This window comes from Bacillus sp. FSL W7-1354 (assembly GCF_038002405.1).
Lineage (GTDB): Bacteria > Bacillota > Bacilli > Bacillales > Bacillaceae > Bacillus > Bacillus paralicheniformis.
The window spans coordinates 1337972-1349948 of the sequence record NZ_JBBOCL010000001.1 but is presented as its reverse complement, the minus strand read 5'-3'; the positions used below and the strand labels follow the sequence as shown (position 1 = coordinate 1349948).

The 11977-nt window shown below is 47.1% G+C and carries 14 protein-coding genes and 1 pseudogene; 13 read left to right on the top strand and 2 right to left on the bottom strand.

The genetic code is table 11. From position 1 onward, the window contains the following. Positions 1-59: 59 nt before the first annotated feature. Complete coding sequence (locus MKZ04_RS06835; protein WP_020451864.1) at positions 60-311, bottom strand: hypothetical protein; 252 nt, start codon at positions 309-311, stop codon at positions 60-62. A gap of 62 nt (positions 312-373) precedes the next feature. Further along, the gene (locus tag MKZ04_RS06830) at positions 374-808 is read right to left on the bottom strand and encodes a MarR family transcriptional regulator (protein ID WP_020451863.1); all 435 of its coding nucleotides are present in this window, start codon (positions 806-808) and stop codon (positions 374-376) included. Positions 809-1164: 356 nt separating this feature from the next. Here MKZ04_RS06830 and msrA point away from each other — a divergent pair, with 356 nt between their 5' ends. From msrA to MKZ04_RS06765, 13 genes and pseudogenes are all read left to right on the top strand, one after another. Beyond that, positions 1165-1710 carry a peptide-methionine (S)-S-oxide reductase MsrA gene (msrA, locus tag MKZ04_RS06825; RefSeq protein ID WP_075213126.1) on the top strand — a complete coding sequence of 182 codons (546 nt, stop codon included), beginning with the start codon at positions 1165-1167 and terminating at the stop codon, positions 1708-1710. Further along, the gene (gene msrB / locus MKZ04_RS06820; protein ID WP_020451861.1) at positions 1697-2137 is read left to right on the top strand and encodes a peptide-methionine (R)-S-oxide reductase MsrB; all 441 of its coding nucleotides are present in this window, start codon (positions 1697-1699) and stop codon (positions 2135-2137) included. The genes msrA and msrB overlap by 14 nt, the downstream gene beginning before the upstream one ends. A 349-nt stretch (positions 2138-2486) precedes the next feature. Continuing rightward, complete coding sequence (locus MKZ04_RS06815; protein ID WP_095291666.1) at positions 2487-3254, top strand: GNAT family N-acetyltransferase; 768 nt, start codon at positions 2487-2489, stop codon at positions 3252-3254. An 80-nt stretch (positions 3255-3334) separates the two neighbouring features. Beyond that, on the top strand, positions 3335-3463 hold the full coding sequence (locus MKZ04_RS06810; protein ID WP_003182774.1) for a YjcZ family sporulation protein: 129 nt from the start codon (positions 3335-3337) through the stop codon (positions 3461-3463). 139 nt (positions 3464-3602) lie between these two features. After that, positions 3603-4838: an MFS transporter gene (locus tag MKZ04_RS06805; protein ID WP_043054354.1), complete on the top strand. Its 1236-nt coding sequence runs from the start codon at positions 3603-3605 to the stop codon at positions 4836-4838. A 165-nt stretch (positions 4839-5003) separates the two neighbouring features. Further along, on the top strand, positions 5004-6344 hold the full coding sequence (locus MKZ04_RS06800; RefSeq protein ID WP_212110768.1) for an aspartate aminotransferase family protein: 1341 nt from the start codon (positions 5004-5006) through the stop codon (positions 6342-6344). Next, positions 6341-7033, top strand: coding sequence for a CoA transferase subunit A (locus tag MKZ04_RS06795; RefSeq protein WP_020451855.1), 693 nt, complete (start codon positions 6341-6343; stop codon positions 7031-7033). The genes MKZ04_RS06800 and MKZ04_RS06795 overlap by 4 nt, the downstream gene beginning before the upstream one ends. Beyond that, positions 7015-7668: a 3-oxoacid CoA-transferase subunit B gene (locus MKZ04_RS06790; RefSeq protein ID WP_020451854.1), complete on the top strand. Its 654-nt coding sequence runs from the start codon at positions 7015-7017 to the stop codon at positions 7666-7668. The genes MKZ04_RS06795 and MKZ04_RS06790 overlap by 19 nt, the downstream gene beginning before the upstream one ends. A gap of 13 nt (positions 7669-7681) precedes the next feature. Further along, complete coding sequence (locus MKZ04_RS06785; RefSeq protein WP_075213125.1) at positions 7682-8950, top strand: peptidase; 1269 nt, start codon at positions 7682-7684, stop codon at positions 8948-8950. A 27-nt stretch (positions 8951-8977) separates the two neighbouring features. After that, positions 8978-9811 (top strand): putative beta-lysine N-acetyltransferase, encoded by an 834-nt coding sequence (gene ablB / locus MKZ04_RS06780; RefSeq protein WP_023857378.1) that lies wholly within the window; start codon positions 8978-8980, stop codon positions 9809-9811. 98 nt (positions 9812-9909) lie between these two features. Then, positions 9910-11309, top strand: a pseudogene (gene ablA, locus MKZ04_RS06775) (lysine 2,3-aminomutase). Then, positions 11306-11587, top strand: coding sequence for a YokU family protein (locus tag MKZ04_RS06770; protein WP_020451850.1), 282 nt, complete (start codon positions 11306-11308; stop codon positions 11585-11587). Before ablA ends, MKZ04_RS06770 begins: the two are co-directional and overlap by 4 nt. An 86-nt stretch (positions 11588-11673) precedes the next feature. Continuing rightward, the gene (locus tag MKZ04_RS06765) at positions 11674-11895 is read left to right on the top strand and encodes a YozE family protein (RefSeq protein WP_020451849.1); all 222 of its coding nucleotides are present in this window, start codon (positions 11674-11676) and stop codon (positions 11893-11895) included. Positions 11896-11977: the final 82 nt, after the last annotated feature.

Genomic DNA, 11977 nt, shown 5'->3' with positions numbered 1-11977 from the left:
TTCACGTTAAGCTGCACGAAAAAGGATAGATGAAACGATGTCCATCTATCCTGTCTTTGTTATGTTCGTTTATCGAATTCCGCAAGTTTGATAAAAGTCTTTTCGTCTTCAATTAATCCGCACGCGCCGCACTGCACTTTTATGGCGGGACCGCTGTAGGGCAGGTGAAATGGAGAAAGCTCGTCATCTGAATACGTTTCCATGATCTCCCCTGTTGCCGGATCAATCTTAACGGATGTCGGGGACTGTTCGATTAAGTTGAACCGTGTTCGGTTTGTTTTGCAGTTTGGACAAAGATAAGGAGCTGTCATATGTCAATACACCTCTTTTTTAATTAAGGTGCACAGATTCGGGCCAATTTATGAAAACCCGATTAGCGCTGTTCCCGTTTTTTGTCCAATTTGCTGAACAGTTCAATCAGCGTTTTCAGCTCTTCATCACTGAAGCTGCTGAACCGCTTGAAATAATATTCCGTTTTCTTTTCTTCAAAATATCTGATAATTTCTTTTCCCGCGTCTGTCAGATGGATTTTGATGATCCGTCTGTCTTCTTTTGACCGGACTCTCGTGATCCATCCTTTTTCAACCAACGCATCGGTTACAGCTGTGATATGGCTCGCAGAAACGCCTAAAATCGTTGCAAACTCCGTGACTTTCTTCGGACCTTGCTCACTCAGCAGGCGGAGAATCATGAATTCATTGCGGGACATCTCTTTTTCGAGCAGCTCATTTATCTCATCACGTATCTGTTTAAATACTGTGCGAAGCAGTGCTTCCATATCATACATCATTTGTTCTCTAACTTTCAAAATTTCGCCCCTCCATATAAGTAGCAAATTTCAGCTTTTTTTAAAAAGGAATGACCGAATCAGCATGAATATTATTTTTCATGAACATGATATCACTATGATACCATAATTTTCGTTTTTCAAGTGTATGTTTCAGAAGATTTTTAGTTCATTTGACCATCAATTGAACAACGGTCCATGACAATGATAGATGAATACTGCTGTTTCTTAGAATATAGTGATGGCAATGACATATTATTGTCATTTTTTCTTTTTAGGCAGCGGCTGATTTTGCGATGAGCGGGAGAGGGCTTAAAAATGAGCATGCTGTGATATAATGGTTCCCAACAAATGTTGAAAAGAAGGAGGCAGAACAGATGGCTGAAAAACGAGAACTCGCCACATTTGCCGGAGGCTGCTTTTGGTGTATGGTCAAGCCTTTTGACGAACAGCCGGGCATTATAAAAGTCGAATCCGGCTATACCGGCGGCCATACGGAAAATCCGACCTATGAAGAGGTTTGCAGCAATACAACGGGACATAGGGAAGCGGTGCAAATCACGTTTGATCCCGATGTCTTTCCATACGAAAAACTGCTGGAACTCTACTGGCAGCAAATCGATCCTACTGACAGCGGAGGACAATTCGCAGACCGCGGCGAGTCTTACCGGACAGCGATTTTTTTCCATAATAACAAGCAGCGGAAACTCGCTGAGGAATCGAAGAAAAAGCTTGAAGAAAGCGGCATCTTTAAAGATCCAATCGCGACCGACATTCTGGAAGCCGCGCCATTTTATCCGGCTGAAGAATATCATCAGGATTATCATAAAAAGCATCCTGATCGCTACACACAGTATCGGATCGGAAGCGGAAGAGAAGGATTTATACAACAGCATTGGGGGCGTAAGCATGGCGAACAATAAAGAAGAACGGCTGAAGCAGCTGACCCGGATGCAGTATGAAGTGACGCAGAAAAACGGGACGGAGCCTCCATTCCAAAACGAATACTGGGATCTGCACGAAGACGGAATCTATGTCGATATCGTGTCGGGAAAACCGCTGTTTTCATCGCTTGACAAATTTGACGCACACTGCGGCTGGCCAAGCTTCACAAAACCGGTCGATACCGGGGAGATCGAAGAAAAACTTGACACTTCACACGGCATGGTTCGGACTGAGGTGAGAAGCAAGTCTGCCGATTCCCATCTTGGACACGTGTTCCCGGACGGCCCCGGACCGGACGGCCTGCGTTATTGCATCAATTCAGCAGCCCTCCGTTTCGTGCCGAAGGATGACCTTGAGAAAGAAGGGTACGGCGAATATGCCAAGCTGTTTGAAGGGGAAAAATAGATCTTAAAGGCACTCGTCGTGTACCTTGGTATGATAAATAACCAATGGTTTGCCCTCTTTGCTCTCACAAAGCAGAGAGGGCTTTTTCATCTCCGAATTTGGAATTGAATACTCCGAGCTAGAAAGTCGAGTAGTTTCTATTGCTAAAGTAAAGCGGCATCAGACTGCCGTGAGGATACCCAGCATACAGAAAAATCTGTTAACATCCCACGAAATACAAACGAAGAAAGCTGAGAAAAACGGCATGTTCAGATGACTTTTTTCAAAAGGGCCATCTTTTTTAGAGGATTTTCTGCTCTGAAAGCGAAAAACAATATAATAGAACATCATGAGAAAAGAGGCAGCCGTTGTGACATCCATTTCAAACACAGAAGACCGTTATTTAATGCTGACATGCAGCAAAAAAGTTGAGTCGCATTATCATATATACACAGATGACCAGATCCCGCAAATGTTTTCATCTCATTTTCTGCAGCTGCAGGACGAATTTCCGCTGACAGAGCTGTACTCCCTGCTCGTTGGGGTACCCGATATTTTAAACCGAAATTATATTCATGTGAAAAGCTCTTTTAACCGCGATCTCCCTTCCACAATGAAAAAGTCGCTCTTTGATCTTGGATACATTCTTGATGAAGAATTGTTTTATTCGATCCGGCTTGCAGATTGGAAAGGAGTTTCCCCTGTGCGGACAGAATGGGGGACGAAGAAATCTCTCATTGACGGCTGCCGCATCATGCAGGCTTATGATTCGTTGTCGATCAATGAAGCGTTTGCGAAGGAAAAGCTGCTGCGCAAGTATCGTTTTTACGAGGAAGGCATCATCCAGCTGTGTGTCTGCTACTCGGAAGAAGGAGAACCGATTGGATGTGCCGAGCTTTATCTCGATCAGGACGAAAACGTTGCTAAAATCGAGGAAGTCGCCATTTTGGAGCCTTATCAGCGGAAAGGCTATGGATCGGGCCTTATCAAGCAGATGCTCGTCGCTGCCAAACAATCGAGCATGGAATCGTGCTATCTTGTGACTTCGGGAAGCGATCAGGTGAAAACGTTTTATGAAAAGCTGGGTTTTCAGCAGAAGGGAAAGCTTACGACGATATTTAAATATTTGTTCGAATAAAGTAGGCAGGTGCACATACCAATTGGGACTTGGCCTGCATAGGCTGGGGTGTAGACTTTATACGAAAGGATGATAAGCCTGTGCATTACTCCCATTATTGCTGTCCTACTGGAGGATACGGCTACGGGTTTCACGGCAGAAACACATTTGTGCTCATCGTTGTCCTCTTTATTTTGCTCATCATTGTCGGTGCGGCTTTCATTTGCTAGCTAAAAGCCCAACGCCCGGTCGCTTGACATGCTCACAAAGCCTTCCATCCGGAAGGTTTTTTTGTTTTTGTTGTAAAATTTTACATATATATGTAATATAATCATGAGGTGAAAATATCGGACAAACGGGGGAGAAACTTTGAAATATGCTTGGGTCATTAAAGGGGACTTTTTCAGACTGTGGTCTGGAACGTTTTTATCGCTCTTTAGTTCGGTTCTTTTCTATTATTCATTGGTATGGTGGTCTTTAGCTGAAACCGGAAGCGCCCTTTCGGGAAGCGTCGTGATCGGCATCGGGCTGACTGTCTCGATTTTGATATCGCCGTTTACAGGCTGGCTGTCCGACAGGTTTCACAGGGGGAAATTGATTGCGGCTTCAGATATGATCATTTCAACTGTATTTTTAATAATCGGATTTTTGGCGCTGTCAGGCATGAGTTCAGTTATGTTACTGGCGGTTGCAAGGGTGATTGTATCGGCATGTTTGACCGCAATCGAACCTGCTGCAAGATCGCTCTTGCCGGATACACTGAGGAAAGAACAAATTGAAAAAGGAATCGCATTTCAAGAAGTGATCACACAGCTTATCCAAGTGATCGTTCCGCTTGTCACAGGGATTCTGTTTTCCTTTCTGCATTTCGGCTGGTTATGGGTGCTGTGCGGAAGCCTCTCCTTCCTATCCATCTTTTTGGAGTGGAGAATCAAAGATAAAAGGGGCAGCCAAAAGCGTATTCCTTTTACAAACAAACAATTGTTCAGCGGTTTTACAAGCTTGCTTCAAAATAAGCCGCTCAAGTATTTGTTGTATGGGACGAGCATACAGCAGCTTGTATTCAGCGGTTTTCCAATATATATCGTCATTTGGACCTCGCTATTATTAAAAGATCAGGCTTGGCTGGGCGGCGCTTTTCAATCATTTTGGGCGTGCGGGACGCTGTCTGCGGCGCTTTTCTTGTCTTTTATCGCAAAACCGGAGCACGCAAAAGCTGCTGTGCCCGCTTTAATGCTGATTTTCGGCCTGCTTTTGTCGCCTCTAGGCTGGATTAATCATGTCGTGCTCGGCGCCGCGATTTTGATCGTCATCGGAATGATCAGCGGCGTAGTCAACATCTATATTGAAGGTTACTTGCAAAGGGTAACGGAAGGTGAAAACAGAGGCAGATCGCTGGGCGCTTTTTTTGCGGTCAACAGCGCTTTTATGCCGCTCGGCTATGCGGCCGCGGGAATGTTGTCGGATGCTGTCAGTCCCGAATATTTATTCCTCATCGTCGCACTGCCCGCGCCGTTTGCTGCGTTTTCGATGATGAGATCATTTTATTTATGGGAAAAACAGACGAAGGAAACCGTTGCTTTGCAGGACAAAACGTCAATGTGAATAAGCGCGCTTGGAAAAATAAAAGGACATGTCCTTTTATTTTTTTGTTTACACTAACGGCGATCGCTCCGAAATCAACCATTTCACTTGAAAAGAGAATGCCGCCTTTTCCCCATTCATATAATGTAAAGAAAAACCTCTCATTGGGGAAGGGGGGATGTTTTCATGTCATTTTTGATTAAGCCGGATTTGCACGCAAGCTATCCGGTCGTTCAGTATGCAAAAGGAAGCTGGATTGTCGACAATTCCGGAAAACGGTACCTTGACGGCTGTTCGGGGGCTGTTACCTGCAATCTCGGGCACGGTGTACAAGAAGTGATTGATTCTCTCAAAGAGCAGCTTGATTCCGTTTCATTTGTCTACCGTTCACAGTTTACGAGTGAACCGGCTGAACAGCTTGCCGAACTCCTTGCTGAATGGCTGCCGGGTGATCTGAATTGGTCTTTTTTTGTCAACAGCGGGTCGGAAGCTGTTGAAACCGCCATGAAAATCGCCGTTCAATACTGGCAGGAAAAAGGACAAAACGACAAAACGATTTTCCTTTCAAGATGGAACAGCTATCACGGAATTACAAACGGAGCCCTGTCGCTGTCGGGATTTTATGAGCGCCGCTACAGGTTTACGCACATGCTGCACAAGTATCCCGCCGCTTCCGCGCCAAACTGCTACAGATGCCGGCTTTCTCATCCCGACTGCCAGGAAGCGTGCGTGAAAGAAATCGAGCTCGCCATAAAAAGGATCGGCAAGCAATTTATCGCGGGCTTCGTGGCCGAACCCGTCATCGGGGCTGCTGGAGCAGCCATAACAGCGCCCGATGGTTATTACAAAAAAGTAAAAAAGATTTGCGAAGAAAATGAAATTCTTTTTATTGCGGATGAAGTCATGAGTGGGATGGGAAGAACCGGCCGGTTGCTGGCGATTGAACATTGGGGTGTGACCCCGGATATTGCCGTACTCGGCAAGGGGATGAGCGCAGGGTATTCACCGATTGCCGCAGCTGTCATATCCGATGACATCATGGAAACGGTCAAAAACGGCTCAGGAGTCATCATGAGCGGACATACGTACAGCGCAAACCCTTTTTCAACCCGTGCGGCGCTCGCCGTTCTCCGCTACATTCTGAAGCACGATCTTGTCAAACAAGCCAGGATAAAAGGGGAAAAGCTGAAAAAGATGCTGAAAGAAGTCATGAAACAGTCGAGCATCATTGGCGAGGTTCGGGGCAAGGGGCTTCTTATCGGGATTGAATTTGTCGCCGATCGAAAAAGCAAAAAGACATTTCCTTCATCAATGCCGGTGTCGGCTCTCGTCATTTCCGAAGCGAAAAAAAGAGGCCTGCTTCTTTATCCGTCCCAGGCGGGCATTGACGGCGGCGGGGGAGATGCGGTCATCATTGCGCCGCCCCTTACGATATCGGATCAAGAGCTGGAAGAACTTATTCATATATTTAAACATGCCGTACACGAGATTGAAAAACAAGCAGAAAAGGTGATACGCGAAAGATGACGGTCCTGAACAAACGAATTGCTGTTGAAGATGCGATTGCCGATTTGAAAGACGAAGCGACCGTCATGTTTGGCGGATTTGGGGGAGTCGGTTCACCGCCTTCTTTCATCAGTGCGATTTTGAAAAAAGGCGTAAAAAATTTAACGGTCATATGCAATGACGCAGGCTTTCCCGGCATCGGCATCGGGCCATTAATCGTCAATAACCGCGTAAGGCGGCTGATCGCTTCCCATATCGGATCAAATCCCGTTGCGGGAAAACAAATGACTGACGGTTTTCTCGCCGTTGAATTTTCACCGCAAGGGACGCTCGCGGAAAGAATCCGTGCGGGCGGCACAGGTCTTGGCGGCATTTTGACCGATATTGGGATCGATAATGACATGGTGCGTCAAGGAAAGAAGATCGTTTCTTTGAATGGTCGTGCATACCTTGCCGAAGAAGCGCTGAGTGCGGAATACGCTTTTATTTATGGGAAAACCGCCGATGAATTCGGCAATATCATCTACGACAAAACGGCGCGTAACATGAACCCGCTTATGGCGATGGCTGCTGATCGGACATTTGCCGAAGTGGAGCGGATCGTTCCCCTGGGAGAGCTGGATGAAGAAGAAATTGTAACACCCGGTGTTTTTGTCGAAGGTGTCGCTGAAACGGAAGGGGTGAACTGGAAATGGGTTTGGGAGTCATAGAGCGGGAGAGAATTGCAAAACGGGCGGCCCGCGAAATCAAAAGCGGAATGATTGTCAATCTGGGCATCGGCATTCCGTCTTTAGTTCCCAATTTTTTAGATCCGGGCACTTCCGTTATGATCCAATCTGAAAACGGGCTTCTCGGCATCGGCGAGTCGCCTGAAAAAGGAAGGGAAGATGAGAATCTTTGCAATGCGGCAGGCTGGCCTGTCACCGTAGTAAAAGGCGCTTCTTATTTTGATTCGGCTCTGTCGTTCGGCATGATCAGAAAGGGCGCGATTGATGTCACGATTCTTGGTTCTCTGCAGGTCAGCCAGTCAGGGGATCTGGCCAACTGGATCGTCCCCGGCAAAAAGGTTCCTGGAATGGGAGGGGCGATGGAGCTTGCCCAAAAGGCGAAAAAAGTCATTGTCGTGATGAGCCATACCGATAAAAACGGCGCCCCCAAACTTGTCGCCGACTGCACTCTGCCACTGACTGCAAAAGGCTGCGTTGACATGGTGATTACAGAAAAAGCCGTGATCACCATTGACAGCGGCGGCTTTGTATTAAAAGAGCTGATGAATGAAGAGGATCTTGATGATGTGCTGCGGCTGACGGATGGAAAGGTCCGGATCGAACTGCCGCTTTCGTAAGAGGAGGAATTGGATGGAGAACATAGAGAGAAAGGTGTGCGATTGGATCGATTCGCACGAGAAAAAAGCGGTTCGCCTTTTGAAAAAACTCGTCGGAGAAAAAAGCACAATGGGCAGTGAATTTACCGCCCAAGCTGTCGTCCTGGAGAAACTGAGGCAATTCGAAGCTGAAATCGATGTCTGGGAGCCGAGCATGAAGCAATTGGAACAGCACCCGCTGTTTAAAGCAGACAGAACAAGCTTTAAAGAAAGCCCGAATATTACGGCTGTCAAAAGAGGAAAGGGCGGCGGGAAATCGCTGATCTTAAACGGACACATCGATGTCGTGCCTGAAGGAAACAGAAAAGACTGGGAGACGGAGCCTTTTCAGCCGGTCATGAAGCAAGGACGGATATACGGCCGGGGCACAACTGACATGAAAGGCGGCAATACGGCTCTTTTAATGGCGATGGAAGCGCTGGAGCAATGCGGGGTTCAATTAAAAGGAGACCTGATTTTTCAAAGTGTCGTAGACGAGGAGTGTGGCGGAGCCGGGACGCTGGCGGCCGTCATGAGGGGCTACAAGGCGGACGGCGCTTTGATTCCCGAGCCGACAAATATGAAAATGTTTATTAAGCAGCAGGGGTCGATGTGGTTCAGAATCACGGTCAAAGGGCTTTCTGCACACGGCGGCACAAGATATGAAGGTGTCAGCGCCATTGAAAAAAGCATGCTTGTCATCCAGTCGCTTCGCCAGCTTGAACAGGTCAGGAATAAGAGAATAACAGATTCTTTGTATGACAATATCCCGATTCCGGTTCCGATTAACATCGGCACGATCAAAGGAGGCGCATGGCCTTCATCGGTCGCTGACACGGTGACACTGGAAGGAAGGTGCGGAATCGCTCCGAACGAATCTCCTGAAGCCGTCCAGTCCGAGTTTGAAAACTGGCTCAATGATCTTCAATACCATGATGAATGGTTTAAACACTACCCTGTTGACATAGAATGGTTCGGCGCCATGTGGCTCCCAAACGATTTGGCTGAAGACCATGAACTGACGAAAGTGCTGAAATCCGCCTATCAAACCATCACGGCAAACGATCCCCTAATCGAAGCTTCCCCGTGGGCGACAGACGGCGGAATATTGTCGCACGCCGGAGGCACCCCTGTCATCGTCTTCGGTCCGGGAGAAACGAAAATGGCTCACCAGGCAAATGAATACATTGAAAAAGACGCCCTGATTCAGTCAGCCAAAATCATCAGCCTGTTTATTATGAATTGGTGTGATTATGAACGGTGAAAAGATCAGCTGTTTTGGAGGTTAAATATGGTGGAAAAATGGAGCAATGACAGCTGTACGCTTGAAGCGGATGTCGACTTGTTCAGTAAAAGAATCAGAATCATCAATTATGAAGGCGATGTGTGTTCATTTTTTCCCGCCATATTGAAAGAAGCAAAAAAACACGGCATAGGGAAAATGATCGTTTTCACCAAAACGAATGACAGAAACGCTTTGCTTGAGCGGACGTTTGAACCGGAAGGGAAAATTGACGGATACTTTAACGGGCATGATGCTGACGTGTTCGTAAAATATGTGAAAGAAGACAGGCGAAAAACCGCTGACTGGCTTGCGCAGGATCAAATGCTGACAGAGCTGTTCAGCACTCCCCGCATCGCGGAGGCCCAAAACGCTTCCTTTCAAATCAGGCGGGCCGCCTCCAGTGATGCGCCTGGTCTCGCCGATCTCTACAACTGCGTCTTTCCTGTATACCCCGCGCCTGTTTCAGATCCGGCATATCTTAAGGAAGCGATGGGGAAAGGGGCTGTTTACTACCTCGCTTTTGACGGGGAAAAAGTGATTGCATCAGCAGGTGCAGACGTGAATCCCGTTTTGGGGAATGCGGAAATAACAGACTGCGCCGTCCTGCCGGAATACAGGGGCTTTTCATTGACGAGGCGGCTGATTGCCGCACTCGAAACCGATTTGAAACAAGCGGGTATCTTTTACGTTTATTCAATCGCAAGAGCAGCTTCTTTCGGGATGAACGCCAGTCTTTATCATTTATCATACTCATATAGGGGCCGGCTTTTGAACAACTGCCTCATTTATAAAACCATCGAGAACATGAACATCTGGTGCAAAAATTTAAGCCGGTCTTAAAAAGCGGTCTTCCGCGGGTTTTATATTTGAAGAGACACTTTTCACACCGGTCACATAACCTGAAAAGTATAGGGAAAATGCTGATAGGGGGATGAAAGATGGAAAACGGTCTGTTTCAGCCGAAAAGGCACTGGAAGGATATTGAGCTTTGGAAAGATGTTCCCGAGGAAAAATGGAACGACTGGATCTGGCAGCTGACCAACACCGTCAGAACGCTTGACGATTTGAAAAAAGTCGTCAATCTTACGAAAGAGGAAGAAGAAGGGGTGAGAATCTCCACAAAGACGATCCCTTTAAATATTACGCTTCACTGATGGATCCGGATGATCCGCGCTGTCCGATCAGAATGCAGTCGGTGCCCCTGGCAGAAGAAATGCACAAAACAAAATACGACCTTGAAGATCCCCTTCATGAGGATGAAGATTCGCCTGTCCCCGGCTTAACCCACCGCTATCCGGACCGGGTTTTGTTTCTCGTCACTAATCAATGCTCGATGTACTGCAGATACTGTACAAGGCGGCGTTTTTCCGGACAAATCGGCATGGGCGTGCCGAAAAAGCAGCTCGATCAGGCGATCGCATATATCCGGGATACGCCCGATGTCAGGGATGTCCTGATTTCAGGAGGGGACGGCCTTCTCATTAACGATCAAATTCTTGAATATATTTTGAAAAACCTCCGTGCGATCCCGCACGTGGAAATCATCCGGATCGGCACGAGAGCCCCGGTCGTCTTCCCGCAGCGGATTACCGACAAACTTTGCAGCATTTTGAAAAAGTATCATCCCGTCTGGCTGAATACGCATTTCAACACGAGCATCGAAATCACGAAGGAAGCGAAGGAAGCCTGTGAGAAGCTGGTCAACGCCGGGGTTCCGGTCGGCAATCAGGCCGTGATTTTGGCTGGTATAAATGACAGCGTTTCCATTATGAAAAAGCTGATGCATGATTTGGTGAAAATCAGAGTCCGTCCGTATTATATCTATCAATGCGATTTGTCTGAAGGAATCGGCCATTTCAGAGCGCCTGTCTCCAAAGGTCTTGAAATCATTGAAGGCTTGCGCGGACACACAAGCGGCTATGCAGTCCCTACCTTTGTCGTTGACGCGCCAGGCGGGGGCGGAAAAATCGCCATACAGCCGAATTACTTGATTTCGCAAAGCCCTGATAAAGTTGTGCTCCGCAATTTTGAAGGCGTCATTACGTCTTATCCTGAGCCTGAGAACTATATTCCGGGAAGAGCGGAAGACTATTTTGCCGAAATTTTCCCTGATGTAATGAAGGAAAAAGAGGAGATCGGCATATCGGCAATCTATGCGGATCAAGCTCTTTCATACACACCGGACGGCTTAAAACGGCTTGAAAGAAGGGAGAGCTATTCCACAAGGCCCGATCATGAAACATTGAAAAGCCGCCGGGCAAAGCGCGATGAATTGAAAGAAAAGAAATTCCTTGCCCAGCAAAAAAAAGAAGGCGAAGCTGAGGGGCGTGTGCAATGAAGAGGTGTGAATGGTGCAGCGAAGAAAAAGCCGGGGAAGCCCGCACGGCGGTTTATTGGGAGCTTCCTGACGGGACGAAAGCGATCGAAATCACCGATACACCTGCGGTGGAATGCGAAGGCTGCGGCATGGTCTATCAGGAGGACAATGTCACTTGGGAAATTGAAAATCAGCTGCTCTTGATCGATACAAAAAAACTGCCTTCGTCCGTTTCGTATGATGCGCTGATGAAAACAGAGCGCATATTGAAGCGCAATTACTTTGATTTTTCTTCATGAAGCCGGCTTTTTGCCGGTTTTTTTTGTTTGTATTTTTTCAGACGCCCTGTATAATAGAACATCAAAAGAGGACAGGAGGGGAGACCGTGAAGTCTTTTTACCATTATTTAATGAAATACCGCCATCCGAAACCGAAGGACGCGATCAGCGAATTTGCCAACCACGCTTATCTTGATCACGGATTTCCCAAGACATCAACTCATTACGATGAAATCAGCTCTTACCTTGAGCTTAATGGGGATTATTTATCGTCAATGACGACATTTGATGAGGCTTGGGAGCAATATATTTCGGAAACAAAGCGATAAAAAATCCGCAGTTCTGAATAACTGCGGATTTTTTACGTTCGCCTAAAGCCGGCTGGGCTTTTCGGAAAACTCATCGGGCTTT

Excerpts from the sequence above, each read along its gene's own strand:
- msrB (WP_020451861.1), top strand. The coding sequence starts at position 1,697 with ATGGCGAACAATAAAGAAGAACGGCTGAAGCAGCTGACCCGGATGCAG.
- ablB (WP_023857378.1), top strand. The coding sequence starts at position 8,978 with ATGGTGGAAAAATGGAGCAATGACAGCTGTACGCTTGAAGCGGATGTC.
- MKZ04_RS06770 (WP_020451850.1), top strand. The coding sequence starts at position 11,306 with ATGAAGAGGTGTGAATGGTGCAGCGAAGAAAAAGCCGGGGAAGCCCGC.
- MKZ04_RS06785 (WP_075213125.1), top strand. The coding sequence starts at position 7,682 with ATGGAGAACATAGAGAGAAAGGTGTGCGATTGGATCGATTCGCACGAG.
- MKZ04_RS06795 (WP_020451855.1), top strand. The coding sequence starts at position 6,341 with ATGACGGTCCTGAACAAACGAATTGCTGTTGAAGATGCGATTGCCGAT.
- MKZ04_RS06835 (WP_020451864.1), bottom strand. The coding sequence starts at position 311 with ATGACAGCTCCTTATCTTTGTCCAAACTGCAAAACAAACCGAACACGG.
- MKZ04_RS06790 (WP_020451854.1), top strand. The coding sequence starts at position 7,015 with ATGGGTTTGGGAGTCATAGAGCGGGAGAGAATTGCAAAACGGGCGGCC.
- MKZ04_RS06800 (WP_212110768.1), top strand. The coding sequence starts at position 5,004 with ATGTCATTTTTGATTAAGCCGGATTTGCACGCAAGCTATCCGGTCGTT.
- msrA (WP_075213126.1), top strand. The coding sequence starts at position 1,165 with ATGGCTGAAAAACGAGAACTCGCCACATTTGCCGGAGGCTGCTTTTGG.